Source organism: uncultured Porticoccus sp. (assembly GCF_913061305.1).
Lineage (GTDB): Bacteria > Pseudomonadota > Gammaproteobacteria > Pseudomonadales > Porticoccaceae > Porticoccus.
Genome location: NZ_CAJXST010000002.1, coordinates 348,008 through 372,560, shown reverse-complemented (window position 1 = coordinate 372,560; position 24,553 = coordinate 348,008). Strand labels below are relative to the sequence as shown.

Here is a 24,553-nt window from a genome sequence, read left to right as displayed (position 1 = left end):
CCTCCATATAGGTCGATCTAACTATACAGAGTGTCTACAAGTCATGGGTATCTCGAAAGGCATAACGCCGCGCTCTGCGGAAAATTTGAAGCGTAGCGTAAAGTTTTTCCGACAGCAGCACTTTGTTAGTCATTTTCTGCCAGCCATGCTTCAAACGTTTCGGTTGATTGGTTGGTCAGCAATTTAGAAAACGCTTCCTTATTACCGTTATATAGACAGTGCCTAATAATTGTATAAGGATTCAATTTATCATTTGGGTACTCATTTTCGAAAAACTCCTTATATCGCTTTACTAGCGAGATATTCTCTCGCATATAGAAATTGAATTTTCCGCGAGTTATATCCGGTTTCAGAGACACGATTTCTTCGGTAAATCCGTCCACCTTATGGGGCTCGAACTCAAAACCGTTAAAAAAGTGCTGTGCGATCTTCAAAAAGCTGAACGCGTTTAAAGGGGAAATTGTAAACCTAGGTGCTTCTTCATCCGATTCAACTTGATCGGTTTCCTGAGTGATTTGTTCTTGAGGGACGTCTTCTGCCCTTATACTTTCTTCTGTGGCATTTCGGATTTCTCTGAACTCCCTATCCGCCACCTCAAATAGCGCGGCTAGAGAGTTAATTCGTCTTTTAAGGTAATTCGGTATAGATTTTTTGTACTTAATCTTGTGATCAAGAACGCTCCATGAGTCCTGTATTATCGTTCGTATTTGAACCTCAAACTGGAAATCTGTGAACTTCGAATATTCAGGAAGCCCCCTTCTTTGTTCATTTAATTTCAGATCCAAATGGAGACCTTTATAGCCGAAAGAGTTTTCGGTATTTTCAATCTGTGAAATCTTGTCAGTTATATCAATAACATCGAAATGCTCGCACAAAAGATCTTTAATTTTGACTATATCATCCTCATAGAGGCAAACTACCCGCAAGCCTATTAGGTCGGTGATGTGATCTATAATCTGATATTCTGCGCCTTCTGATTCAAGATCTGTTCGATATTTTCTGCTGAATTTCTTTACGCATTCGTCCCTATCTTTTACTCGGCCTTCAATTTTTGACAAAGCAATATCGCTGGAGCTTCTGATTAGGGAATTCACTAGAGTGATGAATGAACCCTTTGCTCCATCCAGTAGCCCACTATTTTCGTTGTAGTAATCTCGGAAAATTGTCTTTTCCGTCTCAAAATCCAAAGATGGCATGTATTCTCCCTGAAGGATGGCTAACGCTCGGCTAAACGGCGTGAATGCAGTGAGCGTCCGGCGTAGCGAAGCGGAGCGTATTTGAGCCGCTTGTTATGAATTTTCGTGTCAATACCTTGCCGCCTCACAACTGCTTTCATAATCTAATTGAATCAGTATCTTGCGAAGCTCAACATTACAACTCACTAGCTTTTCTAGTGTGATGCCGGAACCCGGATCTCCCAATGGTTTACTAAGCTGGTGAATTTCAACAGCTCTCGTGACATCTTTACTCGCTAGACTTGAATCGAATTCAATTCCAAAGTTATCAAAAGGAGGGTTATGCGCAATTGTATTTCTGAGGGTTATATTGGAATTTATCGATTTCCAGAGCGACACCCATAGCTCTCTTTTAGCCTCAGTTACCTGATATTCAGATATTAATTCAATAATAAGATCAACTCGTTTTTTAAACGACCATAGTCCCTTGATGTGATTAGACATGGCCTTACTATTGCAAAGCAAGGTGATCCACTCGTTGCAAGTAAATTCCAAATTGGAGAAAAGAAGCATGAACTCCCCTAATGGGGCATACCATTCAGCTCTTTTTCGTTCTTCATCTTCATCGTTAAAGTCGAACATAGTTTTTATTCATAACGCCCCGTGCCTTAAGCCGCTTGTTATGAGCCGTGTCAATCGAGAAAACCAGTACATCTAAATTTAATAAAGTTACCTGTATCTGAAACTGGCTCAGGACGTGACCTGCCCATTGATTTTAGATCTTTCGATAATGCAAAGATTTCCGTGTATGAATCAATATCAGGGGCAAACACATAGTAGCTTTCTTGCTCACCAATGCTTCTGACTCTAACTGTAGATGAGTATGTAGCTACGCCGGTTTGTTCGATAATAATTTCACCTTTTAAAAAAGTTTTAGCTTCAACAACCAAATTTTTATTTTCTCCGGTGCTAATAAGATAAATAAAATCTAGGCCAAAAGAGCTACCTTTACATTCAAGTGAAGCCTGAGCTGAAAATGGAAGTAATAAAAGTAGAAGTAAGAATTTATTCATATAATCAAATCTCGATATGTGGTGCTTCATAACAGTCTGTTAATGAGGCCTTCGGCCTCATAATAATTATTAAAAGGCGGCCACTGTAATATATTAGAGTGGTGACCATGTGTTATCTAACCCTTCGTTATTTTTGCTGTTTATTTTATTGTCGGAGTGGGCATTCAAATAGGCTGGCCTGTAATGTACGGATGACCATTGATTTTTCTGAAAAAGCGGAAGGCTGTTTATCTCAACAGTCTGTTTGAAAGTGCATTCGATCATGGCTGTGTCACCGCGCCCAGGTTCGATTAACAAGTAAATGTTGGTCGGGCGCTACAGTCGCCGCGTTGTTCAATCGTACCTTCACTGGATTGAATGTGATATGTTTTTTCATGGCAAGGTACATCCGCAGATGCTGTCGGCAGCCCATGCTAAATAGTTTTTGACCCACCTGGCAATCCTACCGGCAGCCCTTTTGCGCAGCCAATCGCGGGCCTTTTTCATTTCTGGACTGAGCCAACATTATGCCCTGGACTTTATCCGCCCAGACGTTCAGATTATTGGCCTTTAAATACCTTAAGGCTCGGGGCAATGCTGTAGAACACACTTGGCTTTTTCACCGTCCACCAGCAAAACAGGGATTCAATCGTTATGACAAACCCCGTTATCTTTGACAGCCTTGAATCAGTCCTTCCCTCCGACGGCAATCCATGCCGGTGGCGATTGGTAACCGACGGTGTGATGGGTGGGCTGTCGGAAGGCACACTGACTCGTGAAAGTATCTGCAACCGTTTGGCACTGCGCATGAGCGGCCGGGTAAGTCTCGAGAATAACGGCGGGTTTCTGCAGATGGCACTGGATTTATCCGGCGATCAGTCCGCCGTGGATGCTGGCGCGTGGCAGGGCATAGAGCTGGATGTCTGCGGCCCGGCGGAGGAATACGCCGTTCACCTGAGAACCACCGAACTGAGCAGACCCTGGCAGTCCTATCGTCAGCCCTTTGAGGTCAAACCGGAATGGCAAACAGTCCGGTTGCCGTTCAATGATTTTGTTGCCCATCGCACCGAGACGCCGCTCAATCTAGGCAAACTGAAACGGATAGGACTTGTGGCTATCGGGCGCGCCTTCGAGGCGGATCTGGCGCTGTCGGGCCTGCGGTTTTACTGATCGGACAATCCGGCTGAAAACCCAATGAGTCAGCGTCCTTCAAACATTGCCAACGCTACCATTTCGACGGGCATCCGCCCCGGTGTTGTGTGATCCAGACGGTAGTATCAACCCAACTACTTGCAGACTTTTAACCTTTCATAGTTTGCAGTACCTGTTTGAAGCGCACCCCGATAGTCTTTATGCTCACCGGCATCCCTTTTGCCCATGGTCAAACAGGTCCCTCTCCCATGACTGATCGGTCTCCGTTAACCCCATGACAGATTATTTATTGCTTTGCGCCGTCGCTTTTGGTGCAGCCACCCTGCTGCCTTTTTATTCCGAGATTCTGTTGGTCGCCCAGCTCCGGGATGGACTCGACCCACTACTGCTGTGGCTGTTCGCCACCACCGGCAACACCCTGGGTGCAGGGGTTAACTGGTGGATCGGGCTGCGTTTGGGGGACTACTCGGAACGCCACTGGTTTACTTCCCGCAAGGCGGATATAGAGCGGGCACAAAACTGGTTCAACCGCTACGGCAAATGGAGTCTGCTGATGACCTGGCTGCCGATAGGTGGCGATGCCCTGACCGTGGTCGGCGGTCTGATGAAGGTCCCCGCCAGCACTTTTTTTGTTCTGGTGGCCACGGGAAAAGGCCTGCGATATGCAGTAGTGATAATGGGCTATCTGGCTATTTGACAAAAAAATCCGGGCAAGAGAACTAGATCGACAGAATGACCGGCGATCCGTCTATTGGCAGACCACCGCATTGCGGCCTTTTCGCTTCGCCGCGTACAGCGCCATATCCGCCCGCAACAACAGGTCGTCCACCGTTTCACCGGGCTTGTGCGCCAGCACACCAAAACTGGCCGTGACGGTTTTAACTTCGCCATAATCGCCGCTCGCCACAAGTGCGCGGATCTTTTCGGCGGTTTGTGCGGCCGCATCGACCGAGGTGTGTGGCAGAACAATCAGGAACTCTTCCCCACCCCAGCGACCGGCCGTGTCATTGACACGAATGCTGTGCCGAAGAATGTCCGAAAATGCCACCAGCGCGGCATCCCCTTTGTGATGACCGAAGGTGTCGTTGATCATCTTGAAGTCGTCGATGTCTGCCATGATGACGCAGAATTCCGTGCCATAGCGGTTGTGGCGGACAATCTCCTCATCCAGGACCTGATCGAGTTTGGCCCGATTGAACAACCCGGTCAGCTTGTCGGTAACCGCCAGTTGCATGAGCTCTTTGTTTCGATCTTCAAGCTCGGCAGTGATGGTTTCGATGAAGTGAATGAGCTGGGTCACCACGCGAATGTGCTGATTTTTGTACAGGTCCGGTCTGTCTGCCGGGCCGGCTTCGGTTGCCTGCCCGATGACTTCACCCGCCACCGGTTGTTTCGGCTCACCTTCCCGCATACCCACCACCAACATGGTGGAGTTGTAATGGCTGATGTGACTGCCCTTACCGAGGAATTCACCATAGGTATAGAAACCGGCCGTTGGCGCGACCTCTTCAAATGGCAGCGTTTCCATTTCAACGTCATTTTGCATCAGGAAGCGTCTGCAGCAGCAGGTATAGAGAAAAATAGCCTCGGGACAGAATTCGCTCAGCTCATCACGGGCATGTTTGGCGTGGGCAATAATTTCTTTGGGATCACCATAACCGATACGAAATTTATCGCCGGGCATAACATCAGCAATGAAATGTATTCCGCCGTCCTCGGTTGCCTTCATGGGCGTACGGCCAAGCAGTTCGTTACCGCGCTCCACCAGAAACGGAAATTCGAGGGCGTTGAGGAAGAACTGCTGGCCGTTCTCGATGCCCAGATAACCGCTGTACACATCATAGGCAGGCCGGCCATCAATCTCGGTGGCAATCCTGTCATTTTTCGTGGCGGTAATGGTCATTTCCCTGGTCAGCGGCATCCAGCCCGAATAGGTGTATTCCTTGATGACCAGATCATCGCTGATCAGGGCAACCACCACTGCCCCACAGTCGATGGTCTGCTGATTGGCAATAACCAGACTGTGTTCCATGACGGCATAATCACCTGCGCCGCCGCCGAACAGGGGGAAATTGATACCCCCCGACGCCAGTCCATCCAACAGCCTGCTGACATTGATTGAGAGAGGGGTTGCCAGGAAAAGCACACCGGCAATCTGCTGCTCCTGCCTGAGCAACCGGTCTCGCAGGCCTTCCCCGAGCACCAGCTCCTCGCCGGGGAGGCAGCTATCGGAAACAATCTGCAGGGTGGTTTTTTCGAATAGCGAGATGGAAAAGACGGTGCTATTGGTCAGTGTTTTGCCGTGGGCAATCTCGCCGTCTGTGGTAGCACCGACGACAACCGCCTCGGGCATGACAGTCAGCACAGCCTCAGATACCTGATCTATCCACTCGAGGTTGTCGGAAGAAAAGAATAACTGCACCAGAATGGCTGAAGGCAGTTCGGCCCGGTCGCTATGGAACCCCCCGGCCAGCACCTCCAGTTCAGACTGGAAATCGGGGATCGTTTGTACCACGCCGACATGTTGCTTCATAAATTCATCAAATTGTATGCCCAAAAAATGGCTGGGAGGGATCCCCGGTTTTTGATCAGTATGCATTCCATGGGCAGGCGACGCCCGGCAGGTACATGGCGCACCTGTCGGTCATCGATTTTCTGTTCATTACATGCCTGGGCCAGGTAATGGGCGCAGCGATTTGCCGTGGTTGAAGCGGTCTGCGCTACAGACCGCTTATTGTCAAATCCGCCCGATCATGAGCGCAGTGCACCCAGCAACTTATCCACGGTTTCCTTGGCGTCGCCAAATAACATCCGGGTGTTGTCCTTATAAAACAGGGGATTTTCCACTCCGGAATAGCCGGTTGCCATACCGCGTTTCAGTATCACTACCTGACGGGATTTCCAGACTTCGAGAACAGGCATACCCGCAATTGGGCTACCCGGGTCTTCGGCCGCGGCCGGGTTGACGGTGTCATTGGCACCGATCACCAGCACCACGTCTGTTGAAGGAAAGTCTTCGTTGATTTCATCCATTTCCAGCACGATGTCATAGGGAACGTGGGCCTCTGCCAGCAACACATTCATGTGCCCCGGCAATCGACCGGCTACCGGATGGATACCGAATCGCACCGTAACACCCTTCTCGCGCAGCAGTTTGGTAATGTCGCCCACCGCGCTCTGCGCCTGGGCCACTGCCATGCCGTAACCGGGCACGATAATCACGGAGTCCGATGACAGCAATTCCTCAGCGAGCTCATCGACGGAGGTTTCCTGAACACTTTCATCACCTGTTAACGCACTACTGCTACTGGTGGTTTGGCCAAAGCCACCGAGAATCACACTGATAAACGAGCGATTCATGGCGCGACACATGATGTAACTGAGGATGGCACCACTGCTGCCCACCAGGGCGCCGGTCACAATCAACAGGTCGTTGCCCAGCATGAAACCGATAGAGGCGGCAGCCCAACCCGAGTAGCTGTTGAGCATGGAAACCACCACCGGCATGTCGGCACCGCCGATAGCCATAATCAGGTGGACACCCAGCACACTGGCGATGATGGTCATGATGATCAGTGCCAGCAACCCAGCCCAGTGACTGTCGGCCCCGACAAACATGATCCCCAGTGCCACGGTAATGGCCAGTGCCACCAGGTTCATCAGGTGACGACCCGGCAGAGTCAATGCCTTGCTGGACACACGGCCATCCAGCTTGCCGCAGGCGATCAACGAGCCGGTAAAGGTTACCGCACCGATGAAAATACCGAGAAATATCTCGACCAGTTTAATGGTGTGCTCCGCACCGTGGGTCACGATCAATGGCTCAATGTAACCGGAGAAGCCCACCAGCACGGCAGCCAGACCGACAAAGCTGTGCAGCAGGGCTACCAATTGCGGCATCTGGGTCATTTCGACCCGGTTGGCCAGAAAAATACCAATGATGCTGCCGAGCACAATCGCAACCAGAATTGCGACCATATCGCCCGTGCCGACATTGGCTATGGTGACGCCAACGGCAATCAGAATCCCGGCGACACCATAGTAGTTACCGCGACGAGCAGACTCCTGGTGACTCAAACCACCGAGACTGAGAATGAATAATATACTGGCCACAACATAGGCCACACTGACGATTCCTGGACTCATGGTGTGCCCTCCTTATCGGCGAAACATTTTCAGCATGCGGTGGGTAACCCGAAAGCCCCCGGCCACATTGATGGTTGCAATCAGCACGGCGATAAAAGCCATGATGCCCACTGCACCGCTTTCAGACTGCGCCAGATGCAGCAACGCCCCGATCACGATAATGCCACTGATCGCATTGGTCACACTCATCAGAGGGGTGTGCAGGGACGCCGTTACATTCCAGATCACCTGCCAGCCGATAAAGCAGGCCAGGACAAACACCGTAAAATGGGTAAGGAAACTGGGAGGGGCGTAGGTACCGATACCCAGCAGCGCCAGCACTGTCACCAGCAGCAGCAGGCCCTTGCCCAGCCACCGGCCAACCACAGAGGGCTCGCCTTTGGCCTTTTTGTCCGTGGGCGATGGCTCTTCAGTACTCGGCGGCGGGGCATTCACCGCCACCTCCACTTTCGGTGGTGGCCAGGTAACTTCACCACCGTGAACAACCGTGAGTCCCCGAATGACGGTGTCTTCCATATCAACGCTGGGCTGACCATCCTTCTCAGGCGTCAGATCGTTCATCAAGTGTGTCAGGTTGCTGGCATAGAGATCACTGGACACCTTTGCCATGCGGCTGGGCAGATCGGTATAACCGATGATGGACACATCGTGATGCACAGCGACCTTGCCCGGCTCGGTGAGTTCACAGTTACCACCCCGCTCCGAGGCCAGGTCGACAATCACACTGCCGGGTTTCATCGCAGCCACCATCTCGGCGGTAATCAGTTTCGGTGCCGGACGGCCGGGAATCAGGGCGGTGGTGATAATGATATCCACCTCTTTTGCCTGCTCGGCAAACAGTGCCATCTCGGCCTTGATGAACTCATCGCTCATCTGCTTGGCATAACCGCCGCCACCGCTGCCATCTTCATCGCCAAAATCCAGCTCGAGGAATTCGGCACCCATGCTCTCCACCTGCTCCTTCACTTCGAGGCGGGTATCGAAAGCACGCACGATGGCACCCATGCTGTTAGCGGTACCAACGGCAGCAAGGCCTGCCACGCCAGCACCAATCACCATGATCTTGGCGGGGGGGACCTTCCCGGCCGCCGTCACCTGGCCGGTAAAAAAACGGCCGAAGTGGTTGGCCGCCTCAATGACGGCGCGATAACCGGCAATATTGGCCATGGCACTGAGGGCATCCATTTTCTGCGCACGACTGATCCGGGGCAGGCTGTCGATAGCGAACACCGTGGCCCCTTTTGCCGCAAACTTCTCCAGCAGTTCAGGGGTTTGTGCCGGCCAGATGTAGCTGGCCAGACCAGCGCCCTGCTTCATCATGTCAACTTCATGCCTGTTGAGCATGGCGTTTTCCATAGGGGCACGTACTTTCAGAATAAAATCTGCCTGGCTCCAGAGCGCAGGCGCATCAACAGCAATTGCCGCGCCGGCATTGATGTAGGCTTCATCATCATAATGCGCTGGTTCACCAGCTCCCGACTGAACCAATACCTCATAGCCGAGCTTGAGCAGCTTTTGAACGGAAGTGGGGGTGGCGGCAACACGCCTTTCATCGGGATAAATTTCTTTGGGGATACCTATTGTTGTCATTCGCTTTCTCTCCAGGTCTGAACACCATTGGCTGGTGCACTGATCGAAACATGGAAACCCTGGCTTCGGGCTCATTCTCATTTCAGCGGATCATGTCAGTTTCACAGCAAACCTGACTGTGATACCGAGTTTAATGATTTAACGACTCGCCCCACAGGACCGGGCAGGGTTACGATCCTACGCGAATTTTAACTTCCATGCCTCTTTTCGTGGCTTCAGGATAAACCATTAACAGATAGTATTCTGCAAAGAGACTGATAGGGAATTTTGATGGGTATAGCCCCGCAACCCCTATGAGAGAGCGACGATATGGAAACCAGAACAGGCTGCATGGCCTCGAAATCAGAAGCGTATTTGTGATCGGCCATATTACCGGGCTGGGTTCAGGGCTGACCAAACAGCTTTTTCAACAGCGAGGTGGTTTGCTTGACCGGATTCTCACGGATCGCCGCTTCCTCCCGGGCCAGATAATAGAAAATACCGTCCATCCCCCCATTTATCGTGTAGTCCGTCAAATCGGCTTTGAGATCTGGGACAAAAGGCAGGGTCTTGTATTTACTGACAATCGCATCGTAAGTCTGTAGCGCACCCACCTCTGCGAGGCTGGCTTCAATCACCGGGCGCATTTCCTCCCCGAGGGGGCCGCGCATTTTGTCACTGAAATAGCGGGTAGCGGCATCTTCCGAGCCACTGTAAATCTTCTTTGCATCGTCGATGGTCATGGCACTGATGGCATCGAGAAACATCTCCTTGGCCCGCGGAGTAGCCGCCTCGGCAGCCCGGTTCAGTTTCATTTCAAGCTCCTGCAAACTGTCGCCCATGCCCACCTGCTCAAGAACACCTTTGGCCTGCTGAAGTTGTGGGGGCAATGGAATGTGGATCGCGTCATCGAGGTAAAATCCGTCCTGAGCGCCCAACTGTGAAACCACATTACCGGCACCCACCCGCAACGCCTCTTTCAATCCTGCGGCAACTTCATCGCTGGAGAGCCCGGCCAGCCCACTGACCGGCGCAGCGGATTCTGTCGTGTTTGCCGTGTTGCCACCGAGCAGTTCCTTGCCGGTATCCCACCAGCTGGCGGCACTGACAGACAACGGTGTGATCACCAGCACAACACTTAACAAAACGGTATTTCTGTCCACGACACATCCTCATAAAAGCAACCAGGGGACACCAGATTAGCATGTCGATTCATCCGGTGTTAACGGATTTTTGTATCACCCCAGGGTCGACAAGACCCAACCATAGACGAGCGCCAGGCAAGTGACGCAACAACAGGTTTTCCAGAAGCCAAAGAAGCAGAAGCGATATCGCCAACATCGGCAGCAGCAGCGCCAGAATGACAATGATGGTGAAAAATATACTCTTTGAGGGGACCTCCGGCAGGGCCGCCGGAGCACCGAGTCCGAACGACGGTTTACGTTTCCACCAGAGCACAACTCCGCTGACGGTCAGAAATATCAGCCCCAGTGCTGTCAGGGCGCCCAACAACTGGTTCAACCAGCCGAACAACTGTCCTTCATGGGCGGCCACACCAATACCGATAACCCGGTCGACCCAGGGGCGCGCCGCAAAGCTCTGTACCCTCACCACATCACCGGACTGGCCATCGAGCCAGGCATCTGCCCGCAGCGGACGGTTCTGGGACTGGGACTGGACTTTCCACAGGGCAGGATTCTGCCGATCCGGCGACAGCAATACCGGCGCGGCAAATTGCAGGGAGATGGCCCTGGCGAGGAGCGCTTCACTGATATCTGCACGCCCCGACGGCATTGCGCCATCGTGGTGGTGTTTCTGGGCCCGACTGAGCGTCCAGTCCTGTTGCACCGGCCTGTCGCCCCATTGCCGCAGCTCCTTGAAAGCGGTACCCCACACCAGAGTCCAGGGCAACGCTGTCATCAGCAGGAGTAGTACAAACATCGCCAGCCAGATACCGGTCACCGCGTGCAAGTCGCGCCAGAACTGGCGACCACCCCGGCCAAGGCGGGGATAAAGCACACCGGCCAGACCACGGCCGTTGCGCGGCCACCACAGATACAGCCCGGTCAATACCAAGACAATGGCCCAGCAACCGGCTAGCTCCACCAGCACAGAACCCACCGCCCCCACTAACAACTCCCCGTGGAAAGTTCGCACCTGCCGGATGAACTGCTTCTCCGCAACAACACTGTGCAACACTTTCAGGCTGTAGGGATGGACATACACAAGCCGCTGCCGGCCTTGATCGAGCACAGTAATGACGACGGCTTGATCATCTGTCTCCGGCAGTTGATAACTGGTAAAACCGCTACCCGGAAACGCGGCCAGGGCCGCGCCGATCTGGGCATCCGCTCTGCTGCGCTCGCCGGATACCGCCAGATTCTGGTAGGGGCGATTGGCCAGCGCATCCAGTTGTGGCTTGAACAGGTAGATGGCCCCGGAGATCGATAGCGTCAGCACAAAGGGAATGCAGAACAGTCCGGCATAAAAATGCCAACGCCACAGGGCGCGATAAATGCTCATAGAGCGGTTGTTATGCGCCATCGTGCCCGCCTTGTTACCAGTCATACGCCTTGTTACCAGTCATAAGAGACATTGAAATACAGGGTTCGCGCGGGCCAGGGGTGGGCGACATAGGCGGTTTCGTCGGTGACATTGTCCATACCCAAACTGAAGGTCAGGTGCTTATCCCGGCGAAAGCTGGTTTTCAGCCCGAGGAACAGGTAGCGATCCTGACCGCCGAACACCTGATCGACCCCGTCGCTGTTATCCAGCCGCCCGTAACTGTCGCTGGCGTATTGCAGGCTGCCACCGATATCCCAGCGATAAGTCACGTGGTAGGTGGCCAGCAGATTGCCGCGCCATTTCGGCATGCGTGGGAACAGATTGCCGACAATGGCGGGATCGGGAGCATTTTTGATGACCTCGGCATCGGTCCAGGCCATGTTGAAGCGCACATCCAGTTTCGGCAGCAGGAAGTCGGCGGCGTTGACAATAAACTCGGCGCCGCGGGTTCTCACCTCGTCCACCGGCACAAAGGTACGGATCGAGGAACCGCCCGGCAGAACCGTCGCCTGGGACTCGATCACGTCTTTGATGTTTTCCAAAAACAGGTTCAACCGCACATAACCCCGATCGATGGCCCGTTCGACCATAAGGTTGTGATGCAGGCCGTCTTCCGGCTGCAGGCCGGGATTGGCCTCACTGACCGCATTGAAGGCCTGAAACTGGCTGAACAGCTCTTCGACAATGGGGAAGCGGTAGGCTTTGGCGATGGAATAGCGGAGGGTCCACAGGTGATCCGGGCGAAAACCGAGGGAAAATTTCGGCGAAAATTTGTCTTCGGAACGACTCGGCAGCTTGACCAGATCCAACCAGGGTGTCAGGGCATCGTCGTCCGAAAAATAACCCTCACTGCTTTTCCAGGATTCATAGCGCCCACCCAGAGAGGTGGACCAGTGCGCATCGATATCCCAGTTCAGTTGCAGGAACGCCGCGGCGATCCCGGTCTCCCCGCCGCTGCGGCTGGTGGCCCGGGCCCTGTCGCCGGCAACGTAATTATCGGAGTTATAGACGGTGGTATTCAGTTCGTAGGTCTCGTAGCGCAGGCCCGCCACCCACTGCATGCCATCCAGACCAAATCCATCCAATGTGAATTTGATGTCGGCAGTTTGCCAACCGGTATCGCCGTAATCCAGCACCTGTCCAGCCAGAGTATAGTCAGGGTGGGCAGGATTGAGGGCAGAACTGCGAGTTTCATCCTCAATGATGGCAAAGTGGCTGAGATTGGTTTCCACCGACAGGCTGTCCGTCAGGTCCCCCTTCAGGCGCAGCCCCACCGAAAGGCTGCGGCGATCCTGCTCACTGACATTGAGTCGACTAGCGGGGACAAAAAACGGCTCACCGTTCTGCACCACGTGCCCGCCCCAGACCGTATTGCCTTCGATATCCCGCAAATAACTGTTGGCGGAATCACTATCCGAACGGCGGTCCTCGTAGGCCACATTCAAGAGGGCAAACCAATCACCAAGGTCATAACCGGCCTTGAATTTGTAGTTGTCAGTGGTGGTTTTAACCATCCCGGTATCGCCGAAATACCACTGGTCTGCACCCCTGTCGTCCCCATCCCCTATTGCACCGCTCACCGCAGTCGGTGTCAGTGAGCTGCTGGAACTGCCATAGTAGAAAGATTGGGGCTGGGCGTCATTTTCCAGACGGTTGTAGGAGAGGTAAACGCTGAGGTTACCGATCTTGTCGCCGAAGGAAATAAAGCCCTTGCGCCCCCACAGGTCATCGTCGAAACCGTACTCATCAAAGGACTGGACAAAGGACGACCAGTCCACATGGAATTCCCGCTGCTGGGGAATCGCCGTTTCGATCAACACCACACCACCCATGGCATTGCCGCTGTGCTCGGCTGAAAACGGACCATAGACCACTTCCACCTGGGCGATTTCACTGGCCGACACCAGGGTCCAGCGCGGCGCGCCATTCCAGCGGGACTCGAGGAAATAATGCAGCGGTACACCGTCTGCAAACACCATTGAGCGGCTGGTCTGGAACATGTTGGAACCGCGGATCCCCAGGGTACCGTTGGCATCGCCGATAAAGCGGCGGCGGATCACCAGGCTGGGCTCATATTTCACCAGATCTTCCGTGGTCGCCACGTTGATACTGGCCATATCTTCCCGGGTCAATACACTGGTTGGGTTGGTATAACCCGCCTCGCGACTGGAAAGTTGTTTGCCCCAGACTTTGACTTCTTCCAGGCTTGCCACCACAGCGGTTGCCCCCGCCCCTTCGACACCACTGTCTTCCGCGTGAACGGAAATCGTTGAGAGGCCGAACAGGTATGGAACGACCAGGGCAGAGGCCCAGCGAATTGCTTTTTTCATTTTCTCCCTAGCCCGAATCGAAATGAAAGTGATTCGAATTCAGGAACGGGATATTTAGGGCTTACGAAAGATCAGTCAATGCGACAAATTGTCGCAGCCTTGTGCGGGCGACATAGACCACGGCATTGCTTTCACCAACAGGGGAAACCGCTTTACATGCAAAAATACACAAGATATGCTCTTAAAAGCTGGTTGGATTGGCATATATTGTGTTTTATAGGCCGTCCTGAAAAGGGAATCCGGTGAGAATCCGGAACTGACGCGCAGCGGTAAAGGGGAACGAAAGCGGCATCGGCAACGCCGAGGCACTGTTCAATTGAACGGGAAGCCGTCGCTGTAGGAAGCGCAATATCTCGCGCAACGCCCCTGAGTCCGAAGACCTGCCAGCAAACAAGGCTTCAGTCTTCGCGATTCAGGACACCAGCTGCATCACGGGTAAACCCCGTTTGCCGCCATGCACCCTGCCCGTCCGCCAATCGGCGAAGCCTGAAGATTTCGCGAATAAATCGACAGGAATGACATGATGAATAGCCAACCCTTCACCCCTGACGGGCACCACACGCCGCCCCCACTATCTACAGACATACCGTTTAAAGTGGTCAAGCGCACTGGTCAGGCCGTGCCCTTCGACGCCTCAAAAATCGCCATCGCCATGACCAGGGCCTTCCTCGCCGTAGAGGGCCATGAAGCATCCGGATCTGCGCGGGTCAAACAGACGGTCAATGCCATCGCCCGGGATATTATCGAGCGCCTGCAAAAGCGATTGCCGGCAGGGGGCAGCGTGCATATCGAGGAAATCCAGGACCTGGTGGAGCTGGGTTTGATGCGCAGTGAATTTCACAAGGTGGCCCGCGCCTATGTGCTGTATCGGGAGCAGCACCACCAGAATCGCAGTGCCGCCGGCCCTGCCACGCCCAGCAACGCCCCACCCAGTGAACAATTGCCGGTTATCGACAGCGACGGCAAGGAGCTGATGCTGAATCTGGCAGACGTGGACCAACGGGTACAACGCGCCTGCCGGGACATCGAAGGTGTGGATGCCGACTATCTGACAGCCCAGATTCGTCGCACCCTCTACGAGGGAATGAAGGCAGCGGAGGTGACTACTGCCATGGTAATGGCAACCCGCCCTCTGATTGAAAAAGACCCGGGCTATTCCCACGCCTGCGCCCAGCTGTTGCTGGAGCAGCTGTGGGAAGAAGTAATCCTGGCCCTTGACTGCCACCAGAGCCTGTCCGGCCATTACAGCGAACAGGACTATGCCGCCCTGTTTCAGGCGGGGATTCGCGGGGCTGTTGAGGCGGAACTGCTGGACGAAGCGATGTTGTCCTTTGACCTGCAACGCCTCGGTGCCGCCCTGCGGCCGGAGCACGACCGGCAGTTCACCTATCTGGGATTACAGACCCTCTACGACCGCTACTTCCTGCACCGTGGCAAACAGCGCCTGGAGCTGCCCCAGGGCTTCTTCATGCGGGTGGCCATGGGTTTGGCACTGAGGGAGGACGATCCCAACCAGCGCGCCATCGAGTTTTATGAGGTGATGTCGCACTTCGATTACATGCCCTCCACCCCCACCCTGTTCAATGCCGGCACCCGACACTCGCAGCTTTCTTCCTGCTATCTCACTACGGTTCCCGACGACCTGGACGGCATCTACGAGGGCATCCGGGACAACGCCATGCTCTCAAAATGGGCCGGTGGCCTGGGCAACGACTGGACCCGGGTGCGAGCCCTGGGGGCCCACATTCGCGGCACCAACGGCGAATCCCAGGGCGTGGTGCCCTTCCTCAAGGTGGTGAACGACACCGCAGTGGCGGTCAACCAGGGCGGCAAGCGCAAGGGCGCCGTGTGTGCCTACCTGGAGAGCTGGCACCTGGACATCGAGGATTTCCTGGAACTGCGCAAAAACACCGGGGACGAGCGCCGCCGCACCCACGACATGAACACCGCCAACTGGATTCCCGACCTGTTCATGAAACGGGTGATCGAGGATCAGCTCTGGACACTGTTTTCACCGGAGGATGTGCCCGATTTGCACGACCTCTGCGGCAGGACCTTTGAGGCGCGCTACTGCCATTACGAACAACTGGCCCGGGACGGCAAACTCCCCCTGCACAAAACCGTGCCCGCCACGCAGCTGTGGCGAAAGATGTTGTCGATGCTGTTTGAAACCGGTCACCCCTGGATCACCTTCAAGGATCCCTGCAACATCCGCTCGCCCCAGCAACACCGGGGTATGGTGCACTCCTCCAATTTGTGCACGGAAATCACCCTGAACACCAATGAGCGGGAAATCGCCGTGTGCAATCTCGGCTCTATCAACCTGCCCAACCACATTCGCGACGGCCGACTCGATCAGGCACATCTGGAACAGACGGTTTTCACGGCGGTGCGAATGCTCGACAACGTCATCGACATCAACTACTACGCCGTGGAAAAGGCCCGGGAGTCGAACCTGAAACATCGCCCGGTGGGACTCGGCCTGATGGGATTTCAGGACGCCCTCTACGCCCTGAAGCTGCCCTACGCCAGTGTGGAAGCCGTGTATTTTGCCGACCAATCCATGGAACTGATCAGCTACCATGCGATCCGTGCCTCGGCGCTGCTGGCGCAACAGCGTGGCCGCTACGAAAGCTATGAAGGGTCCCTGTGGGATCAGGGTGTACTGCCCATCGACTCACTGAAATGGCTGGAACAGCAGCGCGGCGACGACTACTGCACCCTCGACAACTCCAGCCAACTGGACTGGCAGCCGGTGCGCGAACTGGTGACCAGACACGGTATGCGCAACTCGAATGTCATGGCCATTGCCCCCACCGCCACCATCTCCAACATTGTCGGAGTCACCCAGTCCATTGAACCCACCTATCAGAACCTGTTCGTGAAATCGAACCTGTCCGGCGAATTCATGGTGATCAATCCCTGGCTGGTGAAGGCGCTTAAGGAGCAGGATTTGTGGGACGAAGTAATGGTCAGTGACCTGAAATACTTCGACGGCTCTCTGATGGATATCGACCGGGTACCAGAGGAATTGAAAATCCGCTTCGCCACTGCCTTTGAAATCGACCCCCGCTGGCTGGTGGAGGCGGCGGCACGGCGCCAGAAATGGCTGGACCAGGCCCAGAGCCTCAACCTCTACATGGCGGAGCCATCCGGCAGAAAACTCGACAACCTGTACCGGCTGGCCTGGTCCCGGGGCCTGAAAACCACCTACTACCTGCGCTCTCTGGGAGCCACCCACGCCGACAAGGCCAGTCGCGTCAGCGCCGATACGGCCAACAGTGACTCGATGTCGGCTACACCATCCGTCTGCTCCATTCTCGACCCCGACTGCGAGGCCTGCCAATAATGAGTATCCGACAAACTGCCATCAAGACCGACACAACCCCGCTTCCAGACTGGGATGACCCGTTGCGCAGCGCCATTCCTCCCGGCACCATCAACCTGCTGGGAGGGGTCACTGCCGCACAGCCAGCTGGGATATCAAAGGTCCCGGCGACACTGTCAATAGCAACTGCTGCGTTGGCAGAAACACCAGCGGTACTCCTGCCGCCCATCAATCCGGCGGACAAGCGGGTGGTGAACGGCAAAGCGGACATCAATCAGTTGGCCCCCTTCAAATACCCCTGGGCCTGGGAGTTTTTTCTCAATGCCAACAAGAATCACTGGACACCTCTGGACGTCAACATGACCCAGGATATCCATGATTACCACCACAAACTGACCACCGAGGAACGTCACCTGTATGAAAACGTGCTGGCCTATCTGACCACCTCGGACATCATGGCCATGCGCAATATCGGCCTGGCAGTGATGGAAAAAATGTCCGCGCCGGAGTTGCAGATTTACCAGGCCCGGCAGGTCTATGAAGAAGCACTGCACACCTGGACTTACCAGCACTGCATCGAAACCCTCGGGCTGGACCAGAGCGACATTTACAACCGCTACCGGGTGGTACCGGCCATCCACGGCAAAATTCGCCTGGCCAGTGCGAGACTGGATACCGTGTTGCGCCATGATCTCGACCTCGGCAACCGGGACGACCTCGAAACCTTCGCCATGTCCTACCTGTTCTTTGCCGGTATCTTCGAAGGTTGCTGGTTCTACAACGGCTTCAACCCGATTTTTGCCCTGCAGCGACGCGGCCTGATGAAAGGCACCGGGGAACAGCTGCAGTACATCCTGCGGGACGAAGCCATGCACTGCGCCTTTGGTCTGCGGGTGGTTAACCAGTTACTGGAGGAGGAAAATCTAAAACTGGATCCGACCCAATTACAGGTTATGTGGGAAGAAGCTGAAGCGGTGGAGTCTGCCTACGCCCACTACCTGATGCCGGATCCCATCCTCGGTTACAGCGCTGGCGAGCACATGGACCAGTTCCGCTTTGTCGCCAACCGGAGGGCCCGGGCCCTCAACCACAAAGAGCCCTTCCCCGGCGCCATCAATCGCCTGGAATGGCTGGAGGAGCAGGCCAACCTGCGCAAGGAGAAAAACTTTTTCGAAACCCGGGTTACCGAGTACCAGACCGGCGCCTCATTGAGCTGGTAGGGTGTTTTGGAAAGGAAACAGCGGCGTCGTCGGAGGGCGGCGCCGGATAATTCACCGGGGAAACACAATACCGTGGGGAGTTGCCAACTTGATCCGCCATTCCCCGCGACTGCGGTAAACCCACCCCTGTATTTCCACTCGCTGGCCCTGCAAGCTGCTCAGCTGTTTTGTCTCAAAGCGATGGCGGTGTTCTGGATAAATCATCACGTTGATCACATCATCCAGGACGAGCCGCCAGTGCCTGCCGGTTTGAACGGCTGTTACGGTGCCCTGCAATCGCTTAAATCCCCCGTCCTGCACATCCCGGGCAGCGACGGGGGGCATGCCGGCGTTGCTCCAGAGTCCCCGCTGCTGTTTGACCGCCAACTGCTCGGCGCTGGCAAAACAGTCTGCCAGGGTCAGGTTGGGCGGCACCGCAACATGGTAGGTCAGCCCCTGTTCGAGCAGGCTTTGTTCGAGACTTTCTCCTCGCTCATTGAACAGGTGGGCGAGCGTTCGACCATAGCGGTCATGGGTTTGCCGATCCGTTAACAAATGTAGCTGCGAGGCAGACTTGATCAGGCTGCGCAATCTGTCACGGGCCTCGGCGGCGAACGGCTGATCCGGTTGCCCAGCGCGACCCAGCTCCGTGCTATTGATACCGATCAATCGAATTTTGCGGCCGTCGTCCAGTTTAACGGTATCGCCGTCATAGACATGAGTGACGGAAACCCTCTCCATTGGGGCGAAAGGCTGGCAGCGAAGATCGGCGCTGGCGGGCCCACCGGCGATAAACAGCCAGACAACGAAAAACGCGCTCTGGCATATCATCCAGAGCGCGCATCGTTTGCCTCGAAAGGCAGACATATTCAGATTATTTTTTGGCGGAACGACCGGCGAAACGCTTGTTGAAACGGTCGATACGACCACCGGTATCAGCAACTTTCTGCTTGCCGGTGTAGAACGGGTGACAGGCTGAACAGACATCCACGTGGATGCTACCGTTCATGGTGGAGCCTACTTCAAATGCATTACCACAGCTGCAGGTAGCTGACAGTGTGCCGTAATTTGGATGGATTTCAGATCTCATGTCTCATTGCCTCAGTCTCTTGCATATCGCCAACCCGATCTCTGTGCAACCCGAATATTGATTCGCTCCTGCCTACCAAACCGATCGCCCGAACCCTGATGCACTTCTGGTACACTGGATGCCTCGCCTCGGTTTGCTGATAACAGGTCGCGTTTAATCCCTCGGGATGCCTTTCAATTGTCGGGCACCATATGCCGCCTTTAAACGGAGCGCGAATACTACCAGAAAACGATGCCCATTCAAGGTTTTAACAAAAAAACACATCAATGACAGAATCCATCATTATCCGTGTTGCTGTCCCCTCTCCCCTGCGGCGGCTGTTCGACTACCTGCCTTCAGAAAACAGTACCCGGACACCCCGGCCCGGCTGCCGCGTCAAGGTGCCTTTTGGCCGCCGTCAGGTCATCGGGGTTGTCATTGAAATTGCGGCATCCAGCGAACATCCCGCCACACGGTTGAAACCCGTTACCGAACTGGTGGATGATGAACCGTTGCTGCCCGAAACCCTGCTGGAGCTCTGTGTCTGGGCCGCAGGTTACTACCAGCACCCACCGGGTGACGCACTCAGTACAGCGCTGCCGGCAACGCTCCGCAAGGGGGATGCGGTACCCCGGCAAAGCGAAGTCCGCTGGCAACTGACACTAGCCGGCAAGGGGCTGCCAGACACGGCCCTGGCGCGTGCCCCCCGACAACAACAGGCACTGAATTTACTGCAGCAGCAACCCTCCGCCACAAAAGACGATTTTCAGCGACAGGGCATCAGCGTTGCCGCACTTCGACAGTTGGAAAACAAAGGCCTGATCGAATCGTTGGAACTCCGGGTGAACACCCCGTTGTTCGATCCGGACAGGCTGCTCTCGGAATCCCCCCTGCCCCTTTATCCCGAACAGCAACAGGCGATGGAGAGCATTGAGCTGCACGGCTTCCACGCCTACTTACTGGACGGTCAAACCGGCAGTGGCAAAACCGAAATTTATTTACAGGCCATTGAAAAAATCATTCGGTATGGACGACAGGCACTGGTACTGATTCCGGAAATCAGCCTGACGCCACAGACGCTGGAGCGCTTTAAAACCCGTTTCAACTGCCCGGTGGCCGTGCTTCACTCCGGCCTCACCGACCGGGAGCGCATACTGGCATGGGACGCTGCGCGCACCGGTGCCGCCCCGATTGTACTGGGTACACGTTCCGCCATTTTCACACCGCTGGAGTCACCGGGCATTCTGATTGTGGATGAGGAACACGACGGCTCATTCAAGCAGCAGGAGGGGTTTCGCTACTCGGCGCGAGACCTCGCCGTGGTGCGGGCGCGAATGGAGTCCATTCCCCTGATTCTTGGCTCGGCCACCCCGTCCCTCGAAACACGGTATAACTGCGAACAGCAGCGCTACACCCGACTGATCCTGTCCTGCCGCCCGGGTATCGCCCGGCAACCCCGCCGGCAGCCGGTCGACATCCGAAAGGCAAATCTGTCCGGAGGCTATTCCAGAGAGCTGATCGATGCCATTCAGTCCCACCTCGACGATGGCAATCAGGTGCTGGTTTTCCTGAATCGCCGCGGGTTTGCACCGACTTTGACCTGCCATGAATGTGGCTGGATAGCGAACTGCCAGCACTGTGAAGCGCGACTGACGGTACACCGTCAGGTTCAACGGCTGGTTTGCCATCACTGCGAATTCAGGCAACCGGTGCCACCCCGCTGCCCGGTTTGTCACAGCATTCATTTACAGTGCCTCGGTCAGGGCACCGAGCGCAGCGAAGAAACCCTCGAAGCGCTGTTCCCGGACTTTCCGGTTATTCGGGTGGACAGGGACAGCACCCGACGCAAGCAGGCCATGCAGAACATGGTCGACCGGGTGCATCAGGGAGAGCCCTGCATTCTGCTCGGCACCCAGCTTCTGGCAAAGGGGCACCATTTTCCCAACGTCACGCTGGTGGCCATTCTGGATGCCGATGCCGGCCTGTTCAGCCCGGATTTCCGGGCACCGGAGAGGATGGGACAATTGATTACCCAGGTGGCTGGACGGGCCGGCAGGGGCGATAAACCCGGCACGGTCATTTTGCAAAGCCATCATTGTGATCACCCACTGATCACTACCCTGACCCAACAGGACTACGCCACTTTTTCTGATCTGTTGATGGCCGAACGGAAACTGGCCAACCTGCCACCGTTCAGCTACCTGGCGTTGCTGCGCGCCGAAGCTGAAAATGGCCAGCTGGCGGTGAATTTTCTCAGTTTCGCCCGCCAACAGGCAGAAATGCTACTGCCACCGGCAGGCAACATCAGCTACCTCGGCCCGTTACCTGCCCCCATGGAGCGGAGAGGGGGGCGCTTTCGCCATCAATTGACCATCTGCGCCACAGAGCGACCCGCACTCCAACACCTGCTGGCAACCCTCTGCCCGATTCTGGAGCAGTCGCCACTGGCGGGGAAAATTCGCTGGTCGGTGGACGTTGATCCACAGGATATGAGCTAATTAGAGTCTGGAAGGCTCGGCAGGTTACCCCTACAATGGCGCCCTTCACCGGAGTATAGATAAACAAATGACCAGGGATTACGCGAGAAAAACAAGCCGCCGCAGCAGCGGCAATGTTCGCAGAAAAACGCCATCCCGGCAGTCTCTTCCGGGATGGCTGTGGCTATTGGCCGGTATTTTGGTGGGTATAGTGGCAACCTTCCTTCTTCAGGGGCCGGAACCGGACCCGGCACCCGCCGAACAGCCCACCGTCAAACCGGTCGAGGAAGAGTCCGGCGTTAAACCCCGTTTTGATTTCTACACGCTGCTGCGGGAAACCGAAGTGATCGTCCCGGATTCCTCAGTACCCCAGGCAGAAGAAGCGCCGCCAAACCAGTCCGCCAGCACACCGGCAACACCCACGGCAAAAGAAGTGTTTCTGCTTCAGGTGGGGTCGTTCAAGAGTAACCGGGATGCCGACAGTCTGAGGGCCAGGCTGTTACTGCTGAACCTTAGCGCCAGTATCGAGAGGGTCACGCCCCGTCCGGGAGAAACCTGGCACCGGGTTCTGGTTGGGCCGTTTACCAACCGTGCGGAATTGGCAAGCGCCAGGGACAGCCTGTCGGGAAACGGGATTGATTCACTGCTGTTAAAGCGCAAACAATAGCCTTTAACCGGACCCATCGGGCATCTGGCGAACCAGAACGACAAACTACAGTCGCGACTTGATCCCCTTGTGGTGCCGCTCCAGATTTTCAACGCGTTTCCCGGCGCTTTTGCGCAACATGACATAGGTGGCACCCGTGCCCCCATGCTGTGGCTGGGCACTGTGAAAAGCCAACACTTCATCCATCTGCTGCAACCAATGATTGGTGCAGCTTTTAAGCAGTGCGGGCTTTTCCCGGTTCTCCCCTCTCCCGTGCGTGATCAATGCGCAGCGTATGTCGTGTTTCAGGCAATCCTGAATAAAGAGGTAGACCTGCTGTCGCGCCTGATCAACCGTCAGCCGGTGCAGGTCGAGCCGCGAATCCACAAGATAGTTGCCCATCCGCAGGTTTTTGAACACGCCGTGCTGAACGCCACTGCGCTTGAACGACAGCACATCCCTTGGTTTCACTGGCGGGATATACGCTTCTGACGACAGGCCATCGACATCACTGGCGATCATCGTCTCGGCAGCCCGCCGGCGGGATTCCAGGCCTGGGGTCATCACAACGGGTGGCTTCAGACGAACGCGCTCCGCCGGTTTTTTTAGCGGTTCAACATCCTTCATCTGTTGGCGAAAAATACCGTTATCGTCGTCAGTCACACTGTATTCCTTTCCTGTCACGTACAAGATGCATTATAGCGCCGGCAAGGGCCAGGTTACCTCAGCATCGCCGGTAGACGAAATCATGAAACGCTCCCGGGCTAGCTGATCGGCCACCTCGCTGGTAGGGACACGCCTCTCCTGGGCGAGATGAAAAATTTTCGGCAACGTGTCCCCCGCCACACGATCTATGTGCTGCCGCACGTCTCTTCGATCGGTGCCAACGTACTGATAGTAGACATCAATCAGACCGCCGACATTAATCACATAGTCCGGCACGTAGAGAATATCGGCATCCGCCAAACGCCGACCATCGGCCGATCTGGCGAGCTGATTGTTGGCGGAACCCGCTACGATTGGCGCAGATATTTCAGGGATTGACTCTGCGTTCAGCACCGCCCCCATGGCACAGGGCGAGAAAACGTCGGCGGCTTGCCGGTGGATCTCCCCGGCAGCCACCGGTATGACACCCAACTCCTTGATGGCAGGGCTGAGGTTCTCAGAAAATATGTCCGACGCCAACACCACTGCTCCGGCCCCGCTCAACAGACGGGCCAGCTCATAGCCCACTTTTCCCAACCCCTGGATGGCCACTCTGACCCCGGCGAGACTGTCCAGGTTCAGCCTGAACCTGACAGCCTCTTCAATTCCGCGAAAAACCCCATAGGCGGTAAGTGGCGATGGGTCACCACCGTTTCCACCCCGGTTCACCGCCTTGTAACCGGTCACAAACGGCGTTTCGCCAGCCATGAGGGCAATATCCCGCTCATTGATACCGACATCTTCCGCAGAGACATATTCACCCTGCAAACTGTTTATCATGCGTCCCATGGCCCGCATGCGGTCCGGGGTTTTATCCCGGCGCGAATCGCCGATTATCACACTCTTACCGCCCCCGAGGTTGAGTCCGGCAATCGCTGCCTTGTAGGTCATACTGCGGGACAGGCGCAATACATCGGCTACGGCATCATGCTCGGACGCATAGTGCCACATGCGACACCCACCCAATGCAAAACCGAGATTTGTGTTGTGTATCGCCACGATGGCCTGCAAACCGGAAGCGGCATCCCGGTGAAAGATCAGTTTTTCATGATGGTCATATTCCGGGTGAGAAAATACACTCATCCATTACCTCCTCTGATCCGCTCGAGCTACCCCCACCTGCCTTGCTCCACGCCAAAC

19 protein-coding genes and 1 riboswitch are annotated in these 24,553 nt (G+C 55.2%); of the genes, 6 read left to right on the top strand and 13 right to left on the bottom strand.

Annotated features, from left to right (window positions below; genetic code table 11):
• Nucleotides 1-125: 125 nt before the first annotated feature.
• From QZ516_RS03795 to QZ516_RS03785, 3 genes are all read right to left on the bottom strand, one after another.
• Complete coding sequence (locus QZ516_RS03795; protein ID WP_297186410.1) at nucleotides 126-1,196, bottom strand: RelA/SpoT domain-containing protein; 1,071 nt, start codon at nucleotides 1,194-1,196, stop codon at nucleotides 126-128.
• 108 nt (nucleotides 1,197-1,304) lie between these two features.
• Complete coding sequence (locus tag QZ516_RS03790; protein WP_297186407.1) at nucleotides 1,305-1,817, bottom strand: hypothetical protein; 513 nt, start codon at nucleotides 1,815-1,817, stop codon at nucleotides 1,305-1,307.
• Between the two features lie 50 nt (nucleotides 1,818-1,867).
• Nucleotides 1,868-2,248: a hypothetical protein gene (locus QZ516_RS03785; RefSeq protein WP_297186404.1), complete on the bottom strand. Its 381-nt coding sequence runs from the start codon at nucleotides 2,246-2,248 to the stop codon at nucleotides 1,868-1,870.
• A 633-nt stretch (nucleotides 2,249-2,881) separates the two neighbouring features.
• Here QZ516_RS03785 and QZ516_RS03780 point away from each other — a divergent pair.
• Nucleotides 2,882-3,397: a CIA30 family protein gene (locus tag QZ516_RS03780; RefSeq protein WP_297186401.1), complete on the top strand. Its 516-nt coding sequence runs from the start codon at nucleotides 2,882-2,884 to the stop codon at nucleotides 3,395-3,397.
• Nucleotides 3,398-3,653: 256 nt separating this feature from the next.
• On the top strand, nucleotides 3,654-4,076 hold the full coding sequence (locus QZ516_RS03775; protein ID WP_297186398.1) for a YqaA family protein: 423 nt from the start codon (nucleotides 3,654-3,656) through the stop codon (nucleotides 4,074-4,076).
• 51 nt (nucleotides 4,077-4,127) lie between these two features.
• On the opposite strand, the gene QZ516_RS03770 is transcribed toward QZ516_RS03775, so the two are convergent.
• From QZ516_RS03770 to QZ516_RS03745, 6 genes are all read right to left on the bottom strand, one after another.
• Nucleotides 4,128-5,912 (bottom strand): GGDEF domain-containing protein, encoded by a 1,785-nt coding sequence (locus QZ516_RS03770; RefSeq protein ID WP_297186395.1) that lies wholly within the window; start codon nucleotides 5,910-5,912, stop codon nucleotides 4,128-4,130.
• A 218-nt stretch (nucleotides 5,913-6,130) separates the two neighbouring features.
• Nucleotides 6,131-7,525 carry a Re/Si-specific NAD(P)(+) transhydrogenase subunit beta gene (pntB, locus tag QZ516_RS03765; RefSeq protein WP_297186393.1) on the bottom strand — a complete coding sequence of 465 codons (1,395 nt, stop codon included), beginning with the start codon at nucleotides 7,523-7,525 and terminating at the stop codon, nucleotides 6,131-6,133.
• Between the two features lie 12 nt (nucleotides 7,526-7,537).
• Nucleotides 7,538-9,115 carry a Re/Si-specific NAD(P)(+) transhydrogenase subunit alpha gene (locus tag QZ516_RS03760; RefSeq protein WP_297186390.1) on the bottom strand — a complete coding sequence of 526 codons (1,578 nt, stop codon included), beginning with the start codon at nucleotides 9,113-9,115 and terminating at the stop codon, nucleotides 7,538-7,540.
• 383 nt (nucleotides 9,116-9,498) lie between these two features.
• Nucleotides 9,499-10,257 (bottom strand): DUF4197 domain-containing protein, encoded by a 759-nt coding sequence (locus QZ516_RS03755; protein WP_297186386.1) that lies wholly within the window; start codon nucleotides 10,255-10,257, stop codon nucleotides 9,499-9,501.
• Nucleotides 10,258-10,306: 49 nt separating this feature from the next.
• Nucleotides 10,307-11,662, bottom strand: coding sequence for a PepSY domain-containing protein (locus tag QZ516_RS03750; protein WP_297186383.1), 1,356 nt, complete (start codon nucleotides 11,660-11,662; stop codon nucleotides 10,307-10,309).
• An 8-nt stretch (nucleotides 11,663-11,670) separates the two neighbouring features.
• The gene (locus QZ516_RS03745) at nucleotides 11,671-13,989 is read right to left on the bottom strand and encodes a TonB-dependent receptor (protein WP_297186381.1); all 2,319 of its coding nucleotides are present in this window, start codon (nucleotides 13,987-13,989) and stop codon (nucleotides 11,671-11,673) included.
• A gap of 172 nt (nucleotides 13,990-14,161) precedes the next feature.
• A riboswitch (cobalamin riboswitch) is annotated at nucleotides 14,162-14,392 on the top strand.
• A 117-nt stretch (nucleotides 14,393-14,509) separates the two neighbouring features.
• Here QZ516_RS03745 and QZ516_RS03740 point away from each other — a divergent pair.
• Together QZ516_RS03740 and QZ516_RS03735 are read left to right on the top strand one after the other, a co-directional pair.
• Complete coding sequence (locus QZ516_RS03740) at nucleotides 14,510-17,338, top strand: ribonucleoside-diphosphate reductase subunit alpha (RefSeq protein ID WP_297186379.1); 2,829 nt, start codon at nucleotides 14,510-14,512, stop codon at nucleotides 17,336-17,338.
• Nucleotides 17,338-18,537 carry a ribonucleotide-diphosphate reductase subunit beta gene (locus tag QZ516_RS03735; RefSeq protein ID WP_297186376.1) on the top strand — a complete coding sequence of 400 codons (1,200 nt, stop codon included), beginning with the start codon at nucleotides 17,338-17,340 and terminating at the stop codon, nucleotides 18,535-18,537. Before QZ516_RS03740 ends, QZ516_RS03735 begins: the two co-directional genes overlap by 1 nt.
• 51 nt (nucleotides 18,538-18,588) lie before the next feature.
• Here QZ516_RS03735 and QZ516_RS03730 read toward each other — a convergent pair whose 3' ends face one another.
• Entirely contained in the window at nucleotides 18,589-19,347 is a 759-nt protein-coding gene (locus QZ516_RS03730) for a thermonuclease family protein (protein ID WP_297186373.1), read from the bottom strand.
• A gap of 43 nt (nucleotides 19,348-19,390) precedes the next feature.
• Nucleotides 19,391-19,606, bottom strand: a complete 216-nt coding sequence (rpmE, locus tag QZ516_RS03725; protein ID WP_036860005.1) for a 50S ribosomal protein L31 — start codon at nucleotides 19,604-19,606, stop codon at nucleotides 19,391-19,393.
• A gap of 266 nt (nucleotides 19,607-19,872) precedes the next feature.
• On the opposite strand from rpmE, the gene QZ516_RS03720 reads away from it, so the two are divergent.
• A complete protein-coding gene (locus QZ516_RS03720; RefSeq protein ID WP_297186370.1) occupies nucleotides 19,873-22,083 on the top strand; it encodes a primosomal protein N' in 2,211 nt (736 codons plus the stop codon).
• A gap of 67 nt (nucleotides 22,084-22,150) precedes the next feature.
• Nucleotides 22,151-22,729 carry an SPOR domain-containing protein gene (locus QZ516_RS03715; protein ID WP_297186367.1) on the top strand — a complete coding sequence of 193 codons (579 nt, stop codon included), beginning with the start codon at nucleotides 22,151-22,153 and terminating at the stop codon, nucleotides 22,727-22,729.
• Between the two features lie 45 nt (nucleotides 22,730-22,774).
• Here QZ516_RS03715 and smrA read toward each other — a convergent pair whose 3' ends face one another.
• Nucleotides 22,775-23,371, bottom strand: a complete 597-nt coding sequence (gene smrA, locus QZ516_RS03710) for a DNA endonuclease SmrA (RefSeq protein WP_297186364.1) — start codon at nucleotides 23,369-23,371, stop codon at nucleotides 22,775-22,777.
• Between the two features lie 33 nt (nucleotides 23,372-23,404).
• Nucleotides 23,405-24,496 (bottom strand): Glu/Leu/Phe/Val dehydrogenase dimerization domain-containing protein, encoded by a 1,092-nt coding sequence (locus QZ516_RS03705; RefSeq protein WP_297186361.1) that lies wholly within the window; start codon nucleotides 24,494-24,496, stop codon nucleotides 23,405-23,407.
• Between the last annotated feature and the right edge of the window lie 57 nt (nucleotides 24,497-24,553).

Excerpts from the sequence above, each read along its gene's own strand:
- QZ516_RS03795 (WP_297186410.1), bottom strand. The coding sequence starts at position 1,196 with ATGCCATCTTTGGATTTTGAGACGGAAAAGACAATTTTCCGAGATTAC.
- QZ516_RS03790 (WP_297186407.1), bottom strand. The coding sequence starts at position 1,817 with ATGTTCGACTTTAACGATGAAGATGAAGAACGAAAAAGAGCTGAATGG.
- QZ516_RS03785 (WP_297186404.1), bottom strand. The coding sequence starts at position 2,248 with ATGAATAAATTCTTACTTCTACTTTTATTACTTCCATTTTCAGCTCAG.
- QZ516_RS03780 (WP_297186401.1), top strand. The coding sequence starts at position 2,882 with ATGACAAACCCCGTTATCTTTGACAGCCTTGAATCAGTCCTTCCCTCC.
- QZ516_RS03775 (WP_297186398.1), top strand. The coding sequence starts at position 3,654 with ATGACAGATTATTTATTGCTTTGCGCCGTCGCTTTTGGTGCAGCCACC.
- QZ516_RS03770 (WP_297186395.1), bottom strand. The coding sequence starts at position 5,912 with ATGAAGCAACATGTCGGCGTGGTACAAACGATCCCCGATTTCCAGTCT.
- pntB (WP_297186393.1), bottom strand. The coding sequence starts at position 7,525 with ATGAGTCCAGGAATCGTCAGTGTGGCCTATGTTGTGGCCAGTATATTA.
- QZ516_RS03760 (WP_297186390.1), bottom strand. The coding sequence starts at position 9,115 with ATGACAACAATAGGTATCCCCAAAGAAATTTATCCCGATGAAAGGCGT.
- QZ516_RS03750 (WP_297186383.1), bottom strand. The coding sequence starts at position 11,662 with ATGACTGGTAACAAGGCGGGCACGATGGCGCATAACAACCGCTCTATG.
- QZ516_RS03745 (WP_297186381.1), bottom strand. The coding sequence starts at position 13,989 with ATGAAAAAAGCAATTCGCTGGGCCTCTGCCCTGGTCGTTCCATACCTG.
- QZ516_RS03740 (WP_297186379.1), top strand. The coding sequence starts at position 14,510 with ATGATGAATAGCCAACCCTTCACCCCTGACGGGCACCACACGCCGCCC.
- QZ516_RS03735 (WP_297186376.1), top strand. The coding sequence starts at position 17,338 with ATGAGTATCCGACAAACTGCCATCAAGACCGACACAACCCCGCTTCCA.
- QZ516_RS03730 (WP_297186373.1), bottom strand. The coding sequence starts at position 19,347 with ATGATATGCCAGAGCGCGTTTTTCGTTGTCTGGCTGTTTATCGCCGGT.
- rpmE (WP_036860005.1), bottom strand. The coding sequence starts at position 19,606 with ATGAGATCTGAAATCCATCCAAATTACGGCACACTGTCAGCTACCTGC.
- QZ516_RS03720 (WP_297186370.1), top strand. The coding sequence starts at position 19,873 with ATGACAGAATCCATCATTATCCGTGTTGCTGTCCCCTCTCCCCTGCGG.
- QZ516_RS03715 (WP_297186367.1), top strand. The coding sequence starts at position 22,151 with ATGACCAGGGATTACGCGAGAAAAACAAGCCGCCGCAGCAGCGGCAAT.
- QZ516_RS03705 (WP_297186361.1), bottom strand. The coding sequence starts at position 24,496 with ATGAGTGTATTTTCTCACCCGGAATATGACCATCATGAAAAACTGATC.